The sequence below is a fragment of the Microbacterium sp. S308A+ genome (genome assembly GCF_049800815.1).
GTDB lineage: Bacteria > Actinomycetota > Actinomycetes > Actinomycetales > Microbacteriaceae > Microbacterium.
The window spans coordinates 1,106,445-1,127,246 of record NZ_JBNAFT010000001.1 but is presented as its reverse complement, the minus strand read 5'-3'; the positions used below and the strand labels follow the sequence as shown (position 1 = coordinate 1,127,246).

The window sequence follows — 20,802 nt, the reverse complement described above, 5'->3', positions numbered from 1 at the left end:
CCGTCGCGGAGACGCCGACAAGACCAGCGCGACGGGCGAGGCCATCCCCGCTCGAGAGGAGTCGGCGCGGAGCGAGCCCGAGGCGACATACGGGGTCAGAGCTCGGACGCGTGCTCCAGCACGTAGTCGAGCGCGCGGATGAGCTGACGCACGTCGTCGGGCTCGATGGAGACGAAGGTCGCGATGCGCAGCTGGTTGCGGCCGAGCTTGCGGTAGGGCTCCGTGTCGACGATCCCGTTGGCCCTCAGGGTCTTGGCGATCGCGGCCGCGTCCACGGCCGCATCGAAGTCGATCGTGACGACGACCGGCGAGCGGTCGGACGGCTTCGCGACGAACGGGGTGGCGACCGGCGAGGCCTCCGCCCAGCGGTACAGCTCCTGGGAGGACTCCGCTGTCCGCGCGGCGGCCCAGGCGAGACCGCCGTTGCCGTCGATCCACTGCAGCTGACTGTCGAGCAGGTGGAGGGTCGAGAGCGCGGGGGTGTTCAGCGTCTGCTCGAGGCGGGAGTTGTCCAGGGCGTTCTTGAGGCTGAGGAACTCGGGGATGTAGCGGCCGCTCGCGGCGATCCGTTCGATCCGCTCGATGGCGGCGGGGGAGAGGGCGGCGAGCCAGAGGCCACCGTCGGAGCCGAGGTTCTTCTGCGGTGCGAAATAGTAGACGTCCGCCTCCGCGAGGTCCACGTCGATCCCGCCAGCGGCACTGGTGGCGTCGATCACCGTGAGCGCGCCGTCGGCGCCGACCCGGCGCACCGGGGCGGCGACCCCGGTCGAGGTCTCGTTGTGCGGCCAGGCGTACACGTCGACGCCCTCGACGGCCTCGGGCTCGATGCGCGTCCCCGGCGCGGCCTTGCGCACGTCGGGGGCGGCCAGCCAGGGCGCCGCCGCGGCGGCGGCGAACTTGCCGCCGAACTCTCCGAAGACGAGGTTCTGGCTGCGTCGTTCGATGAGCCCGAAGGCCGCGGCGTCCCAGAACGCCGTCGAGCCGCCGTTGCCGAGCACGATCTCATAGCCGTCCGGGAGGCGGAAGAGAGAGGCGAGCCGCGTGCGAACGCCGCGGACGAGGTCCTTCACTGGCGCCTGGCGGTGCGAGGTGCCCAGCAGACTCGCCGAGACGGCGACCAGCGCCTCGGCCTGAGCCGGGCGCACCTTGGAGGGACCGCAGCCGAAGCGGCCGTCGACGGGCAGGAGCTCGCGGGGGATCTCGATCGCCATAGGGTTGATTCTAGGGTGGCGTCGGAGCGGATCTGACCGTGCTCGCGCCTCGTCGGCGCGACCGTGGGCGGGCTGCCGCGAAGGTCCCGCGCACTCCGTGGAATGTAGGCTTGCCTAAGACGCCACGACAAGGAGGATCGATGACCGATCTGATCGACACGACCGAGATGTATCTCCGTACCATCCTCGAGCTCGAGGAGGAGAACATCGTGCCGTTGCGCGCGCGGATCTCGGAGCGTCTCGGTCATTCGGGTCCCACGGTCTCCCAGACCATCGGCAGGATGGAGCGAGACGGACTGGTCGTGGTCGCGGAGGATCGTCGACTCGAGCTCACCGACGACGGGCGGCGGAAGGCCGTCGACGTGATGCGGAAGCACCGTCTCGCGGAGCGCCTGCTCTCGGACGTCATCGGGCTGGACTGGGCCTATGTGCACGACGAGGCCTGTCGCTGGGAGCATGTGATGAGCGAGCAGGTCGAGCGGCGTCTCGTCGAGCTGCTCGGTCACCCGACCGAGTCGCCCTATGGCAACCCGATCCCGGGCCTCGACCAGCTGGGCGGAGCACCCTCGCGGACCTTCGACGAAGGCGTGATCGGCCTGGTCGAACGCATGAACGCCGCAGGCGGCCCCACGGACGGCATCGTCCGGCGGCTCGCCGAGCCCGCGCAGGTCGATCCAGAGCTTCTCGAGCAGCTTCGTGGCGCCGGCGTGATGCCCGGCGCTCACGGACGTTTCCGTTTCAACGAGGGTTACGTGCTCATCGAGATGGACGGGCAGACGGACGGACTCGAACTGCCGGTCGAACTGGCCTCGCATATCTTCCTCGTCGCTTGAGGACCACCCCGCAGGGTGACAGGATCGTTATCTTCCGGTAACCTCGGTGGGGTCGTCGGCGAGAAGCCCGCCGGTGATCGTCGTGACGGCCGCCTCATCGGCTCGTCGTCGTCACGGAGGAGAACGCACGTGTGCCCGATCGCACGTGCCCGAGAAAACGACTGTCGACGAGCGGGCGCATGCGCCGAGGCGCTGGAGGACCAGCCTTGGCTGCACAGACCGATACGAACGCGAAGACACCCGAAGAGCGCCCTCTCACTCGCTCCACCCGAGGCGAGAAGCAGGGCAAGGCCACGCGAAACGTGGTCAAGCCGGTCCGGTCGATCGCGATCTTCGGCGCCGTCGGCGCCCTCGTGACGGCGATCGCGCTTCCTGCCTTCGCCTCCGGCGCGGGTCAGGGGACCGCTCCCACGACGATGCAGCAGATCGCCTCGGAGAACTCCCAGTCCCTCGTCGTCGCCTCCGAGGCCACGACGGCTCCCGTCGCCCGTGACTCCTTCACCGCGACGACCCAGGAGGAGATCGACAAGAAGAAGGCCGAGGAGGCTGCGGCCGCTCGCGCCGCGGCGGCAGCGGCCGCAGCCTCGGCTGCGACCGCCTCATCCGGCGGCAGAGGCTCGGTGTCCTCCATCGACCTCAGCATGACCGCGCCCGGATCGGGTGAGGTCCGCTACCCGGTCACGAACTTCACCTCGGGCGAGGGGCCCGGCTCCGGTCGCGGCCATCAGGGCTGGGACATGATCGCCCCGCAGGGCACGCCGATCTTCGCTGCGGCAGCCGGCAGGGTGGTCGTCTCCCAGGAGAGCTACGGCGGCTATGGCGTCGCGATCGACATCGAGCACGTCATCGGGGGCCAGAAGGTGCTCACGCGCTATGGCCACATGGTCTACGGCAGCCGCGTCGTGCAGGTGGGAGACACGGTCGCCGCCGGCCAGGTGATCGGCCAGGTCGGCAACACCGGAAACTCCTATGGCGCCCACCTCCACTTCGAGGTGCACATCGGAGGCGGTATCGTCGATCCTCAGGTCTGGCTCGCCGCCAACGCGGGCTGAGCGACACGAAGGCGCTGTTCATCCGCCGTTCGCCTTCCTGACCGCGGGCATGGGTTACCCTGAGTCCGTTGTCGCAAGGGCGGAGGAAGCCGATGGACCGAATACCGGGCATCCGAACCATGGATGCGCTCGGTCGTCTGGTCCTTCTGCAACGCTCGCAGGATCTGCACGGCCCTGCCGTGTCGAGAAGGCGCTGTCTCTGAGAGACAGCGCCTTTCGTGTCTCTGCGGACCCTTCGTCTGCGCGTCTTCGAGAGGCCGGGAAGCCGTCCCGGCGTGATCGAAAGGATGCAGGATGCGCACTCTGGTCCTCAATGCCGGATACGAGCCGCTCGCGATCGTGTCGTTCCGTCGCGCGCTCGTCCTGGTGATGAACGAGAAGGCATCGATCGTGGAATGCGTCGACGCCGATCCTGTCTGGTCGGCCACAGGCAGATACGAACGCCCCGCGGTGATCATTCTGAGCCGCTATGTCCGTCTTCCCCACTCCAGACGCGTTCCCGTCACCCGGAGAGGCGTCCTGCGCCGAGACGCACACCGGTGCGGCTATTGCGGGAAGGCGGCTTCCACCATCGATCACGTTCTTCCTCGCTCACGCGGGGGAGCGGACTCCTGGGAGAACCTCGTGGCCTGCTGCCTGCGATGCAACAACGTCAAGAGCGATCGCACACCGCAGGAGATGGGCTGGGAGCTGCGCGTCACACCCAAACCGCCGCACGGGACCGCGTGGACCGTGCGCGGGACGGAGCGCAGCGACCCGCAATGGGAGCCGTATCTCGGTCTTGCGGCGTAGGACCGCGTGACGGACGGCAGATCTCGCACCTGTGCCCTCGACAGGATTCGAACCTGCGACCTGCCCTTTAGGAGAGGGCTGCTCTATCCAGCTGAGCTACGAAGGCGTGACAGAAGAAGTCTACGGGAACGGAGGCATCTCTCCGTTCCCGTAGACGTCGCGGCGGGAATTCTCAGTTTGCGGCGCGGTAGGCCTCGATGACCGAGGCGGGGACGCGCCCACGGTCGGAGACGGAGTAGCCGTTCTCCGCCGCCCAGGCACGGATCAGCGTGGTCTCGGGGTTACGGGACGGGCGTTTTGCCGAGGAGGCGCCGCGCCCGGACCCGCGTCCGGAGACGCGCTGGCCGCGTCGGCCGGCGTCGGTGTACGGCTTGAGCGCCGCGCGGAGTTCCGCGGCGTGCGCTGCGGTCACATCGATCTCATACGCGACTCCGTCGAGCGAGAAATGGACGGTCTCGCCTTCGCCGACCTCGAGGACGGTCCCGTCGATGTCGTCGACGAGCTGGTGAACAATTTTTCGGGCCATTCCTCAAGAATAGGGTCGGGGTTTGCAATAAGGCAACGAGGATGACGCAAGTCACCGGAACTCCGAGGAAAGGGAAAGGAAGCGGACCGTCGGTCAATGAGCAGGTTCGATGAGCTTCAGACCGACGATGCAGCCCACCAGGCCGAGAATCAGCAGAATGCGCAGCCAAGAGACGTCGCTCTCTCCGGTGATCATCGCCCAGGTGACGGTGAGCGATGCGCCGATCCCCACCCAGACGGCATAGGCGGTGCCCGTCGGTATGTCGCGCATCGCCCAGGCGAGCCCGAGCATCGAGAGCACGAGCCCTGCGACGAAGACGATGCTCGGCCAGAGCTTCGTGAATCCCTCGGACTTGCCGAGCGCGGTGGCCCAGACGGCCTCGAGGACTCCGGACACGATGAGGACGACCCATGACATGACGACTCCTGTAGGCCAGTCTTGTCGCTCTCCGGGTACTGGTCCGCCTCGTCCGGGGTGGCATCGCGCCACCTACGCCCAGGGTAGCAAATCGGGCATCGGGAGATCGGAGCAGGAGAGGGGATCAGGGGAGGAGACCGGCACGGCGGGCACGAGCCACGGCGGCGTGGCGGGTCGAGGCGTCGAGCTTGGCCATCGCCGTGCCGAGGTACGCCTTGACCGTCGCTTCCCTGAGGCCGAGGGCGACCGCGATCTCGGCGTTCGTCGAGCCGAGAGCAGCACGCGAGAGCACGTCGGTCTCGCGGGGGGAGAGGCGGACAGCGGGGACGGGGCCTGTGGCCGGCGCGGCGCCAGCGTCTCCGGAGAGGGCGAGGAGCCGCTGGCCCACGGTCGCGATCCGTGCCTTGAGCGCGGGATCCGACGTCGCCGCCGCGATGCTCCGGAGCTCGGCGAAGCTCTCGCGCAGCTCTTCGAGATCGCCGGGGCTCAGCGTGGACATCGGCGTCGGCGTGGTGCGCAGGCGGCGGTCGATCTCGTCCCGGATGCGGAGCTCCGAGGCGAGGCTCTCGGCCACCTGGACCGCCGGGGCGGTGGCGACTCCTCCGACCGGTGTCTGATCCCAGGCGCCGGCGTAGAGGACGCCGCGGGAGCGGCCGTGCACGATGACGGGCACGGCGAGGAGCGTGCGCAGGCCTTCGCCGAGGATGAAGCCGTCATAATCGTGCGTGATGACCTGTGAGGCACGATAGTCGTGGGTCATCCGGGGGCGTAGTTCGGTCATCGCACGCCCGCCCAGGCCGCGCAGCGGCTGGACGCGCAGACCTTCGAGGCTTCGGGTGCGACTGCCGACGATCGTGCTCACGTTCACCACGCCGTCCTCGAACGGGCCGCCGAAGGCCACGGGAAATCGGGTGCGGCGGGCGAGCTCCCGCACGGCACGCGCGAAGAGGTCGGCCTCGCTCTCGCTCTGCTCGGCGGCGCTCATGAGCACTAACCTCCGGGTGACCGCGGTGTCCTCGCCCTACGTAGCGACGAGGCTACCACCGCCGTGACGGCGGGAACGATGCCCTCGGCGGCGATGCGACGCGGCTCGTGTCGTCGGGGGGGGGGCCGGGGGGGGGGGGGGGGGGGGGCGCGCGCCCCCCCCCCCCCCCCCCCCCCCCCCCCGCGACCGTGCCGCCTCCTTCTCAAGGTCGAGGAGGAAGAGCTTGTGCTCGGGGTGCGCGCCGTACTGCCCGGGGCTGCCGTCTGCCCGCACCACTCGATGGACCGGGACGACGATCGAGAAGGGAGTGAGCCGGCATGCCGTCCCGACGGCCCTGGCCGCCCCCGGTGATCCGGCGTGGACCGCGACCTCGCCGTAGCTGGCCGTCTCGCCCCAGGGGATCTCGCAGATCGCCTGCAGCGCTTGGCGAGGGAAGCCCTCGATCAGACGCCAGTCGAGCCGGAGCTCCTCATGGAAGCGGACCGGCTCGCCCTCGAAGTAGGCGTCGAGGAGCGCGCGCGTCTCGTCGGCCGCGCCCGGCACGAGCTCGGGGAGCGCGCCGAGGCGGCGCGAGACGCCTTCCAGCAGCCACGGGGTTCCCCGCTCCACGCCGTCGAGGAGGTCGAAGGTCGCGAGGCCGTCGTCGGAGAGGATGACGAGAGCCTCACCGAGCGGCGTGGGGACGAAGTCGTAGCGGAACGTCATGGCCCCATCCTCGCGGTCCCGGGGGAGGGAATGCGCATGTGCACCGGCGCCGGTGCATAAGAGGCGGATCCAAGGATCTGTGGAGGAGACGCCCGGTCTGTGGAGGAAAGGAGCCACGAATCCGGGGAAACTCGCACGACATGCAGGATTCACACCGTCGACACGCCTATCTTTGTCGTGTGTGGCGACGTGAAGGCAGGTCCGCGGGAGCAGCGAAGGCGTCCTCCGCTGCGCCCGATGCCGTCGGCGTCGCCGAGCCGGGCATCCAGGTCGCCCATGCCGCGGATGCGGAGCGGGAACGTCTGCGGGCCGAGGCGGCGTTGCTCGGTGGTCCCTCCCCGTTGACGTCCTTCCATGACGCGCCTGAGGCGGGGATCGACATCTCCCGCGCACATCCGGGGAGTCTTCCTCAGTTCATCACGGGTCGCTCGACCCTTCTCTCCAACCTGTTCCGCGACGAGGTCGGACTGCGTACCGCGCGACTGGCCGCCGAACGCATCACGGCGAAGAACACCGAGCTGCGCACGGTGCGGGGGGTCGACGCCGTGCATCTCGCGGTGGGCCTGGCGACATGGCGGATCGGCGGGGTGGACTACACGGCGCCGATGCTCCTTCGCCCGCTGGCGATCCGCCGTCACCACACCGACTTCGAGCTCAAGCTCCACGGCGGCTTCGCCGTCAACCCGGAGCTGGTCCGGATCGCCCGCGATCACTTCGGGATCGGCATCGACGCCGACGCGCTCGCCGCGCTCGCCTATGAAGGCGGGGTCTTCAAACCGCAGCCGGCCATCGACCAGCTGCGCGCGGCGACGGCATCGATCAACACCTTCTCGGTCCAGCCTCGACTCGTCGTCTCGACCTTCGCTGACATCGGCGCGGGGATGGCCAGGGACGCGCACGACCTGGACCATGTCGTCCTGAACGCCCTCGCGGGTCACGTCGCCGACCGGGAGCGGGTCTCGGCGCCCGGGGCCGATCCGGTCATCATCGGGCCCGATGAGCGCGCGCCGGCGTCGGACAACCTCCTGCTCGACGCCGACTCCGAGCAGGAGGCGGTGCTCGCCCGGATCGCCACGGGGCACTCCCTCGCGGTCGCGACCCTTCCCGGCACCGGGGGAACACAGACCGTGATCAACGCCGTCGGCGAGCTGGTCCGCGGAGGCAAGCGTGTGCTCGTGGTGTCGGCGCGGCGCTCGACGCTCGACGGGGTCCGTCACCGCCTCAGCGGTATCGGGCTCGACGGCTTCGCGGTCTCCCCGGCGAGTCTGCGCAAGGACCTCGTCCGCGCGATCGGCCGGAACGAGAAGGCCAGCGCACCGAAGCTCGCCGAGATCGACGACGCCCTGGTCCGCCTGCGCACTGTGCTGCGCGACTACCGCGCCGCGCTGACGGGCAAGGACCCTGCTCTGGGCGTCTCGGTGCTCGACGCCACCAGGGTGCTCACGCGTCTCGCCTCGCTCTCCTCCCCGCCCTCGACGACCGCGCGTCTGGACCGGCGCGCGCTCGAACGCCTCGCCGGGGACCGCTCGTCCGCGGCGGAGGCGCTCGTGCTCGCCGCGCGGCTGGGGGAGTTCCGTTTCGGCCCCCAGGACTCGCCCTGGTACGGCGTCACCTTCGCCTCGTCCGAGGACGCCCATGCCGCGCACGCCCTGGCCGAGCGCCTGCACCGGTCGAGCGTCCCGCAGCTGCTGGAGCGCGGCTATGAGCTGGTCGCCCAGACACGCATGCGCCCGTTCTCCACGATCGCGGAGATGGGGGAGTACCTGATGCTGCTCCAAGGGATCCGGGATTCCCTGGACCGGTTCAGCCCCACCGTCTTCGAGCGTCCGCTCAGCGAGCTCATCGCCGCGCACGGAACCCGGCGGGACACGGCGGCGATGACACCGGCGAACCGCCGTCGTCTGCGGCGCCTCGCCAAGGAGTACGTCCGTCCCGGCGCACACGTCGGCGACATGCACGAGGCGCTCGTGCGCATCCAGGACCAGCGGACACGATGGCAGGACCATGCGGAGGCCGGCGTGGCTCCGGAGGTGCCGATCGGCCTCGCCGACGTCGCCGTCGCCTGGCAGAGGGTGAACGCGGAACTCTCCGACCTCGATGCGGCGCTCGACCGCCGGGAGCCGCTTGCCACTCTTCCCGTAGACCGTCTGGTGCGGACGCTGGCGGGCCTCGCGGCGAAGTCCGACGTCTTCGACAACCTCGTCGAACGGGCTCAGCTCCGCGATGAGCTCGATGAGCTCGGCCTCGAGCCGCTGCTCGTCGACCTGTCTGTGCGCCACGTCGCCGAAGAACGTGTGGGCGACGAGCTGGAGTTCTGCTGGTGGCAGTCCATGCTCGAGCAGGCGCTGCAGCACAATCGCTCGCTCCTCGGCGCGAACACCTCGGTCGTCGACCGCCTCGAACGCGACTTCCGTCTCGTGGACGAGGCGCATGCGGCGGCCTCGGGCCCCCTTCTTGCCTGGCAGCTGGCGGGCCAGTGGCGAATCGGGATCGTGGACGAGGCGGAGGAGGCGCAGAACCTCCGACATGGTCTGACCAAGGGGCGCTTCACCGCGGCGGAGCTCGTCTCCGCCGCCCCGACCCTCGTCCGTGCCCTCGCCCCGGTGTGGATCGCGTCGCCCTATCAGGTGCCGGACATCCCGGACGAGATCGTGTTCGACACGGTCCTGCTCGTCGACGCGGCCGCGATCAACCTCGCCGAAGCCACGCCCGCGATCCGCCGTGCGCGCCAGATCGTCGCCTTCGGCGACCCCGTCACGCAGAAGCCCAGCCCGTTCACGGTCGCCACGGTTCCCGGTCCCGTCGTCGTCTCCGAGGAGGAAGAGGAAGAGGGCGGGTTCGACACGGTGTCGGTGTTCGAACGCCTCGCAGAGCTCCTTCCCGTCGTCACGCTCACCCGCAGCTACCGGGCCGGCGGGGAGGATCTGGCCGAGCTCATCAACGACGCCTTCTACGGCGGCGAGATCGTGTCCCTCCCGTGGGCGGGCTCCTACCTGGGCCGCGGATCGTTGACCGTGGACTATGTGGAGGGCGGGATCGGCGCGCCCGATCCCGTCTCCGGCGCGGTCGAGAGCCCGGACGCGGAAGTCGCCCGCGTCGTCACGCTCGTGGTGGAGCACGCGATCCACCGGCCGTCCGAGTCGCTCATGGTCGTGACGGCCAGCCGGCGGCATGCCGAGCGGGTGCTCGCGGCCATCACCACCGCCTTCGCCGGACGCAGCGACGTCGCCGACTTCGTGGGGCGTGACACGGCGGAGCCGTTCGCGGTACTCACCCTCGAGGAGTCGGTGGCGGAGAGCCGCGACCGCGTGATCTTCTCTCTCGGCTACGGGCTCACCAGGCATGGCAGGGTGCTCAGCGACTTCGGCGACCTCTCCACCCCGGACGGTGAGCGACTGCTGACCGTCGGGATGACGCGTGCACGCCGCTCGATGGTGATCGTGTCGTCGATCCGTCCCTCCTCGTTCGACGACGGCCGGCTGACCCACGGTGCGGCGACGCTGATGTCGATCCTCGGCGGTCTCGCCGCGCATCGCAGGGAGGAGCGGCTGGAGGACCTGGCGGACCCGCTGACCCTCGCGCTCGCCCGCGAGCTTCGACGCATGGGCGCCTCCGTCGACGTCGACTACCGGGGGCTTCTGCCGCTCGTGGCGCAGCATGCGGGGAAGGCCGTGGTCATCGAGTCCGACCCGGAGTCGCAGGGGGAGTCGCTGCGCGAGTCGCTCCGTCTCCGTCCTCAGGTGCTCCGTCGCCTGGGATGGCACTACATCCGTGTCCACGCCTTCGACCTGTACAGCGATCCCACGAGTGTGGCACGACGCATCGGCGAGGTTCTCGGGATCACCGGGGACGCGCTGCGCGTGGACGGCGACACCCAGCCGCTGGACGTCGCGGGCGATGCCTGACTCCGCGTCCGATCCCGTCCCCGGTGGCGCGCCTCGGCAGCGTGTCGTCCGCGTCGGCGGATCGCGTCGTGCCCGGCTGACGCCCGCACCGGGGACGCGCGCGGAACCCCACGAGCGCGACCCGGGGGAGGGGCCGTCCGCGGGGAAGGGCGGGCCGAACGACGACCGGATGCGTCGTGAGGTGCCTCCGCACTACTGACACCCGGCCGTCGGGCGCCGGCTATCGGGCTTGGCTCTTCGCCAGGAGGTCGCGGATCTGCAGCAGCAGCTCCTGCTCGCTGGGGAGCGGCTCGTCGCTGAGAACGCCGGCCTTCGCCGCCTTACGCTCGTTGTACTTGTTCATCGGCAGGACGAGGACGAAGTAGATCACGGCGGCGACCGCCACGAAGTTGATGATCGCGGCGAGGATCGCTCCGAACCCGAAGGTCGCGTTGCCGACCTGGAGCTGGAGGGCCGTCTTGAGGTCGTCGGCGTCGAAGGCCAGGCCGATGAGCGGAGTGACGAGGTTGTCGACGATCTGCGTGACGATCGCCGAGAACGCCGCGCCGATGACGACCGCGACGGCGAGGTCGATCACGTTGCCGCGGAGGACGAACTCCTTGAACCCCTTGAGCATGGACTCTCCTCTTCTCTCTCAGGCCTCACGAGGAGGAGGCCGGAGTCGATGCGGGGGCCGGGGCAGCGCCCGTCGTCGAATCCGACTTCGATGATGCCGAAGACGACGACGATTCGCCGGCGCCGCCCCGCGAGTCGGTGCGATAGAAGCCGGCCCCGTTGAAGGTCACTCCGATCGACCCGTACTCCTTGCGCAGGCGACCCTGGCATTCGGGGCACTCGGTGAGGGCGGCATCGGAGAAGGACTGGACGGCGTCGAAGCGGTGGCCGCAGGCGATACAGGCGTAGGAGTAAGTGGGCATGTGTCCTCGTCGGTCGGTGGAGAGGGTCAGCGCGGGGGCGAGAGGTCGACGGTGCGCGTCGGGGTCACGACCCCGGTCACGGGCTGATCGTGCAGCTCCCGGGGGACCTCGTCGACGAGCTCGGAGTCGTAGATGACGGCGTAGACGGGCGGGCACTTCTCCATCGAGCCGATGGTCTTGTCGAAGTAGCCGCGTCCCCAGCCCAGCCGGGTGCCCTGTCTATCCACTGCCGCGGCCGGGATGATCATGAGATCGACGTCGTTGACGGCGATCGGGCCGAGGACCTCGCCGGTCGGCTCGGGGAGGCCGTAGAGGCCGACGCCGATCTCGTCCGACTCGTCGGCGACGGCCCAGTCGAGCAGCCCGTCGGCCCGCGTGATCGGCAGGAGCACCCGGATCCCGCGGGCGACCGCGGCACGGACGAACGCTCTGGTCCCCGGCTCCGTGGTGGTGGAGAGGAAGCAGGAAACCGACCGTGCGCCGATGGCGTCGACGAGGGCGTCCAACCGGCCTGTGATCCCGGACGCCGCTTCTTCGCGCTGTGCGTCGGAGAGCAGCTGGCGGCGTTCCCGCAGCTCGGCGCGCAGGGCGCGCTTGGCATGGTCGACGTCGCTCGGCATGGAACGATTCTACGTCGGGGCCGCCGCTAAGCTGGTGCGATGGGGAAACCACGTATCAAGGCCGTCATTCCCGCAGCAGGACTGGGGACGCGGTTCCTGCCTGCGACGAAGGCGATGCCGAAGGAGATGCTGCCGGTGGTCGACAAGCCGGCCATCCAGTACGTCGTCGAGGAGGCGGTGGGGGCCGGGATCGATGACGTCCTGGTGATCATCGGCCGCAACAAGAACGCCATCTCCAACCACTTCGACTCGGTGCCGGAGCTCGAGGTGAAGCTCACGGAGAAGGGGGACACCGGTCGCCTCGAGCGGGTCATGGAGTCGAGCGAGCTCGGGGACATCCACTTCGTGCGTCAGGGCGAGCCGAAGGGGCTCGGCCACGCCGTGCTGCGTGCGCGCTCGCACGTGGGAGACAGTTCTTTCGCGGTGCTGTTGGGCGACGACCTCATCGATGAGCGCGATCCGCTCCTCACGACGATGATCGACAAGCACGTCGAGACGGGCGCGACCGTGATCGCGCTGATGGAGGTCGACCCCGATCACATCCACATGTACGGCGCGGCGGCCGTCGAGGCCACCGACGACCCCGATGTGGTGCGGGTCACCGGTCTCGTCGAGAAGCCCGCGCCCGAGGACGCGCCGTCCAACCTCGCCGTGATCGGACGCTACGTGCTCTCGCCGTCGGTGTTCGAGATCCTCGAGCGCACCCCGCCAGGCAAGGGCGGAGAGATCCAGCTCACCGACGCGCTGCAGGAGCTCGCCGCCGACCCGGAGGGGGCGGGGGTGTATGGCGTGGTGTTCCGCGGGCGCCGCTACGACACCGGCGATCGTGTCGATTACATCAAGGCGATCGTGCAGCTCGCCGCCGACCGCGACGACCTGGGCCCCGAGCTCCGTCCCTGGCTGAAGGACTTCGCCGGCCGGCTCTGACCGGTGTCACAATGGCCGTCATGGATGCGCTTATCGCGCGGCGTCACGGGCCGGTGGAGATCCGGCTCGTGCGCGCGCGCGATGCGAAAGTGCTTCAGCACGAGCTTCTGACGAACCGTGAGTGGCTGCAGCCCTGGGAGGCCACGCTTCCCGGCGCGTCGGCCGGCTTCGATATGCGCGTGAGCATCCGGCGCCTGCTCCAGCAGTACCGGGACGGCAGTGGCTACCCGTTCGTCATGGAGCACGACGGCGAGGTGGCGGGGCAGCTCAACGTCTGGGGCGTGATGCGCGGATCGCTGTGCTCGGCGACCATCGGCTACTGGGTGAGCGAGCGGTTCGCCGGCCACGGGATCACGCCGACGGCGGTCGCTCTCGCGACCGACCTGTGCTTCACGGACCTCGGCCTGCACCGGATCGAGATCTGCATCCGACCCGAGAACCATGCGAGCATCCGCGTCGTGCAGAAGCTCGGCTTCCGGTACGAGGGGCTGCGTCGTCGCTACATCCACATCGACGGCGACTGGCGGGACCACCTGGCCTTCGCGCTGGTGCGCGGCGACGTGCCGGAGGGAGTCCTCAGCCGCTGGGTCGCCGGACGCGTGCCGCCTGATGCGTCGACGGTGCCTCCGGCGGATCTGCCCGTCTGAGCCCTGCGCGTCTGGTCAGTCCTCGTTGCCGACGACGGCGGTCGCGGCTGTGGGCAGCGGTGCCTCCGGCGGGCGGCGGATGCCGAGCCACGACACGACGCCGCCGATCGCCATGAGCGCGGCGGTGACGAGCGCGGCATTGTGGAACCCGCCGAGATCGAGGGATCCGCCCACGATCGTGGACAGCATCGCGACGACGAGGAGACCGGCCACACGCGACACCGCGTTGTTGACGGCTGAGGCGATCCCCGATCTGCGCTCGTCGATCGAGCCCAGGATCGCGGCGGTGAGGGGCGCGACGGTGAGGGAGAGCCCCAACCCCATCACGATCATCGACGGGAGGACCTGCCACCAGTAGTCGAACCGCTCGGCGACCGTGAGGAGCAGGAGCGCGCCGGCCGCCATGATCAGCGGCCCGACGGTCATGAACAGCCGGGGGCCGAGGCGTCCTGCCCAGGCGCCGGCGCGGGAGCTCACGAGGATCATCAGGATCGTCATGGGCAGGCTCGCGAGCCCAGCGGCGGTCGCGCCGAGGCCTGCGCCCTGTTGCAGGTAGACGCCGATCACGAAGCCGTTGAGCGACAGGGCGGCGTAGACGAAGAGGGTGGCGAGGTTGCCCCAGGCGAAGTTGCGCACGCGGAACAGCGAGAGCGGCATGAGGGCGTCCCCGGAGCGTTGCCGGAGGAGGAAGAGGAGGAGAAGCAGGAGGCCGCCGCCGGCGGTGACGAGGATGACCGCGGAGCCCCATCCGAGGTTCGGCTGCTCGATGAGCGCGAACACGACGCCGCCCAGCCCGAGTGCGCACAGCGCCCCGCTCAGCCAGTCCACCCGGGTGCCGCGGGGGTGCTCGGGGAGCTTCAGGCGGGAGAGGAGCACGAGGGTCACGGCGATCGGGACCACGTTGATGAGGAACACGTACCGCCAGGACAGATAGTCGACGAACAGCCCTCCGAGCAGTGGTCCGGCGAGTTGGGCGGCGGTCGTGAACGCCGTCCACACGCCGATCGCGCGAGACTGGACCTCGCCGCGCATGACGGCGGTGATGAGGGCGAGGGAGCTCGGCACGAGCAGCGCTCCCGCGGCCCCCTGCGCTGCGCGCGCGACGATGAGGACGAGCGGATCGGGCGCCGCGGCGACGGCGACCGATGCGACGCCGAACGCGATCAGGCCGATCCGCATCACGAGCACGCGTCCGTACGCGTCGGACACCGAGCCCGCGAGCAGGATGAGCGCGCTGAGCGTGATCAGGTAGGCGTCCACGACCCATTGCTGCGTCGTGATCCCCCCGCCGAGCTCATGGCTGATCGCGGGCAGCGCGACCGTGACGACGGTGCCGTCGAGGAAGGTCACGAACGAGGCCAGGATCGCGACGGAGATGACGAGCCGTTGCACGGCGGTGAAGGCGCTCACGGGGCGACCCTACTCCCCGCCGTGGACGTCGGGGCGGGGTGGCGGGTTTCCGTCGGGACGGGCGTCGGATGCGGTGCGACGGGATGGGCCTGCTCGCGCGCGTGTCGGCAGGGGAGCAGGCGGGCTGTCGCCTACCGTGGAGGACATGGACGGACCGGTGCTGAGCGGAGGCGTGATCGTTCTCGTCGCCGTGCTGCTCTGGCTCCTGTACCTCCTTCCCTCTTGGCGCGGTCGCCATCAGTACGAGGCCGCCGAACGCAACGCCGTTCGGCTGAACCGCGCGTTGCGCGTTCTCGCGGAGACGAGCGAGACCCCGCAGGAGGTCCGCCTGGAGCTGACAGCACGGACGGCGCTCGCGCAGCAGCGTCTCGCCAAGCGTGTGCAGTCCGAGCGTGAGGCCGCCGAGCTCGAGCGGCTGCGCAGTGAGCTCGCCGCCACGCGTGCGGATCCGGCTTATCGTCGCGCGCGCGCCCGTCGGCGCACCCGGCTCGTCGCGACGGTCTCGCTCGTCCTGGGCCTCGGCGCCGTCGGAGTCGGAGTGTGGCAGCTCGTCACGACCTCGGCCTCCGTCGTCCTCTGGATCGGTGGAGCGGCGACCCTGCTCGCCCTGGTGACGCTGCAGCGGATGGCCTCGGTCGCGGCCCGTTCCACCCGCCGCGCTGCCTCGCTCTTCGCGACGGCGGCCGAGCCCGTCCGTCGCGAGGGGCCTGCGCTGCACGACCAGGGACCCCGGCTGTGGACGCCACGCACGCTTCCGCAGCCGATGGTGTCGGTCACCGGCAGCCGTGCCCACGCCGCACAGGCGACGATCGACGCGCACGCCCTCGCCCACGAGGCGGCCCGCGCGGCGGAGCTCCAGCAGAGGGCAGAGCGGATGGCGCCGGAGGCCCCTGCGGCGATCGCCGACGCGGAGGCGGCGGCGGCCCCTTCCGCCGAGTCGCCCTATGCGCGGATGGGCTACGTGGACGACGCCGAGATCGAGGCGCACGTCCGCCAGCTTCTCGCCCGCCGTGCCGTCGGCTGACCCTGCCATGGTGGTCGTGCGCGGGCCGGCTATCGGAACGTGATAACGTAGACGAGTTCACGGGCCCATGGCGCAGTTGGTAGCGCGCTTCGTTCGCAATGAAGAGGTCGGGGGTTCGAATCCCCCTGGGTCCACCATAAGAGGCTTACTGCAATCGGCGTCCTCGTAAACGCCGCCAGGCAGGTCAGGCCAGAGGTTTGTTAGTTCGGCCAGGCCGCCCTTCGGGGCGGCTTTTGGCGTTTCTGGGCCGCTGTGGCGCGCTGTCGCGGCTTGAGTGGCGGTGCGGGCCTCCTCGGGTGCTGCGCCCGCGGTGAGGGCCTCCCAGCCGCGTTCGGCGGCGAGGAGTTCCCGTAGTGGTGAGCGGATGTCGTCTCCGAGGACTTCGTCGTGGGCGACGTAGACGTGGGCGAAGATCGCCTGGTTGAGCTTGCGACGGGGGCGTGAGGAGCGGATCGGTGACAACTGATCGTTAGTGCCGGGAGGCGCTGACGGGGAGGATGTCATCATGCCCGGTCCCTATCCCAGAGAGTTCCGCGAGGATGTCGTCGCGGTCGCTCGTCGCCGCGAGAGCGGCGTCACCATCAAGCAGATCGCCGCTGACTTCGGTATCAGCGAAGCGACCCTGCAGAACTGGCTCCGCCAAGCCGACGTCGAAGACGGGAACCGTCCCGGTCAGACCGCCGCGGACGCGGCCGAGGCGCGGGAGTTGAAGAAGCGGATCCGGCTGCTCGAGCAGGAGAACGAGGTCCTCCGTCGGGCGGCGGCGTATCTGTCGCAGGCGAATCTGCGTCTCGGTGGCTCCCCAAAATGACGTACCCGCTCGTATCTGAGCTCGCCGACGCGGGGATCCCCGTGACGGTGTCGTGCCGGGTTCTCAAGCTCGCAAGACAGCCCTGCTACCGGTGGCGCAACGACCCGGTCCGGGACGCGGACGTGCTCCGCGCGTATCGGATCAACGCGCTCCACGACGCGCACCACGAGGACCCGACGTTCGGATACCGATACCTCGCCGACGAAGCCCGCAGAGCGGGGTGGCGGATGAGCCGGCGGACGGCGTGGAAGCTGTGCTCGCAGGCCGGGATCCTCTCGTCCGCGCAACGCCGACGACGCGGGAAGGGCAAGAAGGCCGGACCGCCCGTGTTCGACGACCACGTCCAGCGGGTGTTCCGCGCCGATGCCGCGAACCGGCTCTGGCTCACCGATATCACGGAGCATTGGACGAGCGAAGGCAAGCTCTACTGCTGCGCGATCAAAGACGTGTTCTCCAACCGGATCGTCGGCTACTCGATCGCGGACCGGATGACCGCGAAGCTCGCCGTTGACGCCCTCCGCAACGCCGTCGCCCGCCGCGGTGAGATCGCTGGCTGCATCCTGCATGCCGACAGAGGCAGTCAGTTTCGCAGCCGGGCGATGGCCCGCGAGCTGCGCCGTCACGACATGGTCGGATCGATGGGCAGAGTCGGCGCCGCGGGAGACAACGCGGCGATGGAGAGCTTCTGGTCGCTTCTTCAAACGAACGTCCTCAACCAGCAGCGGTGGCGACTCGGCAGGAACTGCGACTCGCGATCGTGGTCTGGATCGAGCGGAAGTACCACCGCCAGCGCGCCCAGGACACCCTCGGCGGCTTGACGCCCATCGAGTTCGAAGCCAAGCTAGCCGAGCCGCTCACACTCGCGGCCTAAACCCAACCTGTCACCGATCCGTTCCTCACGCCCTTTCTCGTATTCGGTAGTGGTTGTGGTGAAGTCGACGCCGAACAAGGCGTCGTAGTCCGACAGCGCCCGGATCTGGACGCGGTGCCCGTCCGGATGCGCCCGAATCCGGTGGGTTTTCGGGTGTTGGTAGTGGGTGCGGAGCTGCTGGGATCGCTCTGGCTGAGCATTCCTGCCGAGGCGACAGCGTTCAGCGAGGCTGATTACCGGCGGATGCTTGAGCAGCAGGCGCGGAAGAAGCGATAGGCCGTAGCCCCTGCTCCGTTCACGATCGACTGAGTGTGGGCAGTGGACACCGCTTCGCAAAACTAGATCGCCGGTTCGAGACGTGAGGGACGCGTCAGTCCCAGCAGTCCCTTCATCGTGTTCTCGTCCCAGGGGGTGCGATGACTTCTGCTGCCTCCACCGACGCTGTGGGAACTGAACGGCTCCACCAGCCCGCCCAGCGTCCTGGTTCCCAGGCCATCGAGGAGATCGGGTGGGTAGGTCGCCCCCAGAGGGGACGGGGATCCCCTGCGCAGGCATCGGTGGCGGTGGCTCGTTCCGATACGTGGCTCGTTGCACGCGCTTGGTCGACGCCGGGCAGCCTGGCGGCTGAGCCGCTCCCCGCGAATACCTGTCGAGCCATCCTCTCGATCGAGGGGACGGGCACTCTCCGCTTTGATGACGGCATGGCTGGCCAAGCTGTTGCTATCACACCGTCGCAGCTACTGCTGCTCCGTGGGGACGCATCGCTCGAAGCCGATGCGAAGTCACTGTGGGCACGGTACGAATGGCAGCTGCAGACTCCAGCGCTCATGCTTCCTCCACTCGACGACTTCATCGCGATGCCGCTTCAGGTCACACCGGCTTGGCAGACGCTGCTGGCATCCATGGCCAATGCCGTCGTGGTTGCCCCCGAGATGGCGGAAGGTCGTGGCGCTGCGTCTCTGTTGGAGGGTTTTTGCGGTGCGATCGGGGCTGTGATGCTGGATGCCCTTAAGATGCCTGCGTCGATGACGCGAACACAGGCGAGCCTCTACGGCGAGGCGCTGCAGGTCATCGACCTGCAGCACCGCGATCCCGACTTCAACGTCGATGCACTCAGTCAACGAATGATGATGTCGCGCTCGAACCTGTACGCGGTCTTCACTGCGGCCGGAGGCACTCCTCGGCGGGCAATTGAGCAACGGCGTGTTCTAACTGCGCGCACGGTGCTCACCGCGGGACGACCGCAGAGCGAGGCTGCGGCGGTGTCGGGATTCGCGACAACTCGGAAGATGCAGCGCGCTCTCGCTCGCGCAGAAGATCGCAAAGCCGATAGCCCGTCAGCGCGAGCGCGTCGTAGCCGCGGCAGCAACAACGGACGAGACCACAGCGAGGGAGAAGAATGCGACGGGCGCGAACCATCCCACCGCGTAGATCGACACCACAGCCGCAACCAGCAGCACACCCGGGATCAGCCATGCGGCGATCACGCAAGCTGAGGAGACATGCTGAGCCGACACGGAAGGCGTTGAACACATCACAAAGGGACATCCTCGCGTTCTTCGACCATCCCGGCACGTCCAACGGGCCATCGGAGGCGATCAACGGCAGGCTCGAGCACCTCCGTGGCACCGCGCTCGGCTTCCGAAACCTCATGCACTACATCGCCCGCTCGCTCCTCGAAACCGGCGACTTCAGGCCCCTACTACACCCTCGAACACGATGAGTCCACAAAGTCGGGCATGCTTCGGACTGTTTGCCATAATGTCGCAGCCTGTGCGACAGAACGTCCAGTTTCCCACGATCGCGCGGAGGGGCCTGCGCTCCGATCGCCTTACATGGATGAGGGCAACCTGCCTTTCGCCTTTCAGATCCATGTATCCGAGGTGAAGTTCATGTTGGGGGACGGAAAGACTGAATGACTGATCACACTTCTAGTGCAAACACCGAGCTGACTGCACACAGCCAGGGAGCTGAACTACCGCGACGCACGATCGTCAAGGGAGTGGCCTGGTCGGTTCCCATCATCGCGACGTCAAGCGCCGTGCCTATGGCCGCCGCGAGCACCGGGAATTGCCGCACAGTCACGTACAACGTGCCAGCACCCGACCCGAACTCGGCCGAGGGCACCACGGAGACCTTCATCGTGCCCGAAGGCGTGACTTCAATCGGCTATACCGTTATTGGCGGGGCAGGCGGAGGGTGGGCTATTGAGCCTGAGCAGGACAACTGGCTTCGGGCCGTTCTCCCCGGTAGTGGGGCTCTTGTCACCGGCGAGATTCCAGTCACCTCCGGACAGGCGCTGACCCTGATCGTTGGACAGGGCGGGGGCCTTTGGAGGCAAAACAACGTTGCTACCGTCACAGGCGGTAAAGGGTACGGCGACGGGGGTGATGCGCTGGCCCCGACGGGCGTCCCATCTAATTCCAGCACCAGTACTGGTAGCGGCGGTGGGGGTGGATCTGCAATCCTGAGTGGTGGCCGTCCTTTGGTCGTTGCTGGAGGTGGTGGTGGCGCTGGTGCCGGTTACCGTATCTCGGGTGCCTATCGGTGGACTGAGTCCGGAGGCAACGGAGGGAACGCCGGCGAGGATGCAGAGGACTGGACGCTTCAGCTCATCTCCCCCGTAAGCAGGACCTTCACTATCCCCGGCGGCAGCGGAGCCATTGGGGCAACGCCGGGAGCGGCCGGACTAGATCCGACTTCCCCGACGCCGGGCGTCATCCGGAGGCTCCAGAGCGGCACAGCCGGCAACGGTCGCAACGGGGCTGATGGTAAGAGCACTTGGGATCCCACGAGTCCTCATCTCGCCTATCGTGGTGGCTCCGGTGGCGGAGGCGGCGGATACGCTGGCGGGGGCAGTGCCGGTACCGTGATTGCCGGTAATGGGATACCCAACACGTCGGGCTACATCGCCTTCGGCGGGCCTGGTGGAGGTGGCTCAAGCTATGTTGATCCGAGCGCGACAGGGGTCGTCTCTCTGGCAGGGAACACTGACAGGACCAATCGCCGTAACCCGGGCTCAATCATGCTGACCTACGAGATCTGCGACTGATCTCGGCGTAACGCCCTCACACTGCAGGTTAGCCCTGTCTCCGAGTTCGGAGGCAGGGCTATCTTGTCGGTATCCCCAAGCTGCTGGGCGCCCTACC

19 protein-coding genes, 2 tRNA genes, 2 pseudogenes and 1 riboswitch are annotated in these 20,802 nt (G+C 68.8%); of the genes and pseudogenes, 13 read left to right on the top strand and 10 right to left on the bottom strand.

The genetic code is table 11. From position 1 onward, the window contains the following. Positions 1-95: 95 nt before the first annotated feature. Positions 96-1,211 carry a phosphoserine transaminase gene (gene serC / locus ACP15J_RS05315; protein WP_424937401.1) on the bottom strand — a complete coding sequence of 372 codons (1,116 nt, stop codon included), beginning with the start codon at positions 1,209-1,211 and terminating at the stop codon, positions 96-98. Positions 1,212-1,351: 140 nt separating this feature from the next. On the opposite strand from serC, the gene ACP15J_RS05310 reads away from it, so the two are divergent. From ACP15J_RS05310 to ACP15J_RS05300, 3 genes are all read left to right on the top strand, one after another. Continuing rightward, the gene (locus ACP15J_RS05310) at positions 1,352-2,044 is read left to right on the top strand and encodes a metal-dependent transcriptional regulator (protein WP_424937402.1); all 693 of its coding nucleotides are present in this window, start codon (positions 1,352-1,354) and stop codon (positions 2,042-2,044) included. A gap of 206 nt (positions 2,045-2,250) precedes the next feature. Next, positions 2,251-3,096 (top strand): M23 family metallopeptidase, encoded by an 846-nt coding sequence (locus tag ACP15J_RS05305; protein WP_424937403.1) that lies wholly within the window; start codon positions 2,251-2,253, stop codon positions 3,094-3,096. Positions 3,097-3,390: 294 nt separating this feature from the next. Then, positions 3,391-3,888, top strand: coding sequence for an HNH endonuclease (locus ACP15J_RS05300; RefSeq protein ID WP_424937404.1), 498 nt, complete (start codon positions 3,391-3,393; stop codon positions 3,886-3,888). A gap of 32 nt (positions 3,889-3,920) precedes the next feature. Here ACP15J_RS05300 and ACP15J_RS05295 read toward each other — a convergent pair. From ACP15J_RS05295 to ACP15J_RS05275, 5 genes are all read right to left on the bottom strand, one after another. Further along, positions 3,921-3,994 (bottom strand) — tRNA-Arg (locus tag ACP15J_RS05295). Between the two features lie 66 nt (positions 3,995-4,060). Next, positions 4,061-4,414, bottom strand: a complete 354-nt coding sequence (locus ACP15J_RS05290) for a histone-like nucleoid-structuring protein Lsr2 (RefSeq protein WP_424937405.1) — start codon at positions 4,412-4,414, stop codon at positions 4,061-4,063. A gap of 93 nt (positions 4,415-4,507) precedes the next feature. Then, positions 4,508-4,831 (bottom strand): DMT family transporter, encoded by a 324-nt coding sequence (locus ACP15J_RS05285; protein ID WP_424937406.1) that lies wholly within the window; start codon positions 4,829-4,831, stop codon positions 4,508-4,510. A gap of 10 nt (positions 4,832-4,841) precedes the next feature. Continuing rightward, a riboswitch (guanidine-III (ykkC-III) riboswitch) is annotated at positions 4,842-4,908 on the bottom strand. 47 nt (positions 4,909-4,955) lie between these two features. Beyond that, positions 4,956-5,816, bottom strand: coding sequence for a LuxR C-terminal-related transcriptional regulator (locus ACP15J_RS05280; RefSeq protein ID WP_424937407.1), 861 nt, complete (start codon positions 5,814-5,816; stop codon positions 4,956-4,958). Positions 5,817-5,852: 36 nt separating this feature from the next. Next, entirely contained in the window at positions 5,853-6,521 is a 669-nt protein-coding gene (locus ACP15J_RS05275; protein ID WP_424980851.1) for a methylated-DNA--[protein]-cysteine S-methyltransferase, read from the bottom strand. A 140-nt stretch (positions 6,522-6,661) separates the two neighbouring features. Here ACP15J_RS05275 and ACP15J_RS05270 point away from each other — a divergent pair, with 140 nt between their 5' ends. Next, the gene (locus ACP15J_RS05270; RefSeq protein WP_424980850.1) at positions 6,662-10,426 is read left to right on the top strand and encodes an AAA family ATPase; all 3,765 of its coding nucleotides are present in this window, start codon (positions 6,662-6,664) and stop codon (positions 10,424-10,426) included. Continuing rightward, positions 10,419-10,625 (top strand): hypothetical protein, encoded by a 207-nt coding sequence (locus tag ACP15J_RS05265; RefSeq protein ID WP_424980849.1) that lies wholly within the window; start codon positions 10,419-10,421, stop codon positions 10,623-10,625. Before ACP15J_RS05270 ends, ACP15J_RS05265 begins: the two co-directional genes overlap by 8 nt. Positions 10,626-10,646: 21 nt before the next feature. On the opposite strand, the gene mscL is transcribed toward ACP15J_RS05265, so the two are convergent. The 3 genes from mscL to ACP15J_RS05250 are packed head-to-tail and all read right to left on the bottom strand — an operon-like array spanning position 10,647 to position 11,963. Further along, positions 10,647-11,042 carry a large conductance mechanosensitive channel protein MscL gene (gene mscL, locus ACP15J_RS05260; protein WP_424937410.1) on the bottom strand — a complete coding sequence of 132 codons (396 nt, stop codon included), beginning with the start codon at positions 11,040-11,042 and terminating at the stop codon, positions 10,647-10,649. A 25-nt stretch (positions 11,043-11,067) separates the two neighbouring features. Then, positions 11,068-11,343 carry an FmdB family zinc ribbon protein gene (locus ACP15J_RS05255; RefSeq protein WP_424937411.1) on the bottom strand — a complete coding sequence of 92 codons (276 nt, stop codon included), beginning with the start codon at positions 11,341-11,343 and terminating at the stop codon, positions 11,068-11,070. Positions 11,344-11,369: 26 nt separating this feature from the next. Beyond that, complete coding sequence (locus tag ACP15J_RS05250) at positions 11,370-11,963, bottom strand: 5-formyltetrahydrofolate cyclo-ligase (RefSeq protein WP_424937412.1); 594 nt, start codon at positions 11,961-11,963, stop codon at positions 11,370-11,372. 39 nt (positions 11,964-12,002) lie between these two features. On the opposite strand from ACP15J_RS05250, the gene galU reads away from it, so the two are divergent. Next, positions 12,003-12,890 (top strand): UTP--glucose-1-phosphate uridylyltransferase GalU, encoded by an 888-nt coding sequence (gene galU / locus ACP15J_RS05245; protein WP_424937413.1) that lies wholly within the window; start codon positions 12,003-12,005, stop codon positions 12,888-12,890. Positions 12,891-12,910: 20 nt separating this feature from the next. Then, positions 12,911-13,537, top strand: coding sequence for a GNAT family N-acetyltransferase (locus ACP15J_RS05240; protein ID WP_424937414.1), 627 nt, complete (start codon positions 12,911-12,913; stop codon positions 13,535-13,537). Between the two features lie 15 nt (positions 13,538-13,552). Here the strand turns inward: ACP15J_RS05240 and ACP15J_RS05235 are convergent, their stop codons facing one another. Next, positions 13,553-14,947, bottom strand: coding sequence for an MFS transporter (locus ACP15J_RS05235; RefSeq protein WP_424937415.1), 1,395 nt, complete (start codon positions 14,945-14,947; stop codon positions 13,553-13,555). Between the two features lie 145 nt (positions 14,948-15,092). On the opposite strand from ACP15J_RS05235, the gene ACP15J_RS05230 reads away from it, so the two are divergent. From ACP15J_RS05230 to ACP15J_RS05205, 6 genes and pseudogenes are all read left to right on the top strand, one after another. Then, positions 15,093-15,971, top strand: coding sequence for a hypothetical protein (locus ACP15J_RS05230; RefSeq protein WP_424937416.1), 879 nt, complete (start codon positions 15,093-15,095; stop codon positions 15,969-15,971). A 61-nt stretch (positions 15,972-16,032) separates the two neighbouring features. Continuing rightward, positions 16,033-16,108, top strand: a tRNA-Ala gene (locus ACP15J_RS05225). Between the two features lie 368 nt (positions 16,109-16,476). Continuing rightward, positions 16,477-17,653 (top strand): annotated as a pseudogene (locus tag ACP15J_RS05220) (IS3 family transposase). A gap of 827 nt (positions 17,654-18,480) precedes the next feature. Next, positions 18,481-19,149 carry a hypothetical protein gene (locus tag ACP15J_RS05215; protein WP_424937417.1) on the top strand — a complete coding sequence of 223 codons (669 nt, stop codon included), beginning with the start codon at positions 18,481-18,483 and terminating at the stop codon, positions 19,147-19,149. Beyond that, positions 19,104-19,376: pseudogene (locus tag ACP15J_RS05210) on the top strand (transposase); the annotation flags it as partial. The gene ACP15J_RS05215 and the pseudogene ACP15J_RS05210, both read left to right, overlap by 46 nt. 192 nt (positions 19,377-19,568) lie before the next feature. Then, positions 19,569-20,705, top strand: a complete 1,137-nt coding sequence (locus ACP15J_RS05205; RefSeq protein ID WP_424980848.1) for a glycine-rich protein — start codon at positions 19,569-19,571, stop codon at positions 20,703-20,705. Positions 20,706-20,802: the final 97 nt, after the last annotated feature.

Bases quoted from the DNA above. Each gene is read 5' to 3' on its own strand.
- serC (WP_424937401.1), bottom strand. From the start codon at position 1,211: ATGGCGATCGAGATCCCCCGCGAGCTCCTGCCCGTCGACGGCCGCTTC.
- ACP15J_RS05310 (WP_424937402.1), top strand. From the start codon at position 1,352: ATGACCGATCTGATCGACACGACCGAGATGTATCTCCGTACCATCCTC.
- ACP15J_RS05300 (WP_424937404.1), top strand. From the start codon at position 3,391: ATGCGCACTCTGGTCCTCAATGCCGGATACGAGCCGCTCGCGATCGTG.
- ACP15J_RS05290 (WP_424937405.1), bottom strand. From the start codon at position 4,414: ATGGCCCGAAAAATTGTTCACCAGCTCGTCGACGACATCGACGGGACC.
- ACP15J_RS05285 (WP_424937406.1), bottom strand. From the start codon at position 4,831: ATGTCATGGGTCGTCCTCATCGTGTCCGGAGTCCTCGAGGCCGTCTGG.
- ACP15J_RS05280 (WP_424937407.1), bottom strand. From the start codon at position 5,816: ATGAGCGCCGCCGAGCAGAGCGAGAGCGAGGCCGACCTCTTCGCGCGT.
- ACP15J_RS05275 (WP_424980851.1), bottom strand. From the start codon at position 6,521: ATGACGTTCCGCTACGACTTCGTCCCCACGCCGCTCGGTGAGGCTCTC.
- ACP15J_RS05270 (WP_424980850.1), top strand. From the start codon at position 6,662: ATGCAGGATTCACACCGTCGACACGCCTATCTTTGTCGTGTGTGGCGA.
- ACP15J_RS05265 (WP_424980849.1), top strand. From the start codon at position 10,419: ATGCCTGACTCCGCGTCCGATCCCGTCCCCGGTGGCGCGCCTCGGCAG.
- mscL (WP_424937410.1), bottom strand. From the start codon at position 11,042: ATGCTCAAGGGGTTCAAGGAGTTCGTCCTCCGCGGCAACGTGATCGAC.
- ACP15J_RS05255 (WP_424937411.1), bottom strand. From the start codon at position 11,343: ATGCCCACTTACTCCTACGCCTGTATCGCCTGCGGCCACCGCTTCGAC.
- ACP15J_RS05250 (WP_424937412.1), bottom strand. From the start codon at position 11,963: ATGCCGAGCGACGTCGACCATGCCAAGCGCGCCCTGCGCGCCGAGCTG.
- galU (WP_424937413.1), top strand. From the start codon at position 12,003: ATGGGGAAACCACGTATCAAGGCCGTCATTCCCGCAGCAGGACTGGGG.
- ACP15J_RS05240 (WP_424937414.1), top strand. From the start codon at position 12,911: ATGGATGCGCTTATCGCGCGGCGTCACGGGCCGGTGGAGATCCGGCTC.
- ACP15J_RS05230 (WP_424937416.1), top strand. From the start codon at position 15,093: ATGGACGGACCGGTGCTGAGCGGAGGCGTGATCGTTCTCGTCGCCGTG.
- ACP15J_RS05215 (WP_424937417.1), top strand. From the start codon at position 18,481: ATGCTTCCTCCACTCGACGACTTCATCGCGATGCCGCTTCAGGTCACA.
- ACP15J_RS05205 (WP_424980848.1), top strand. From the start codon at position 19,569: ATGACTGATCACACTTCTAGTGCAAACACCGAGCTGACTGCACACAGC.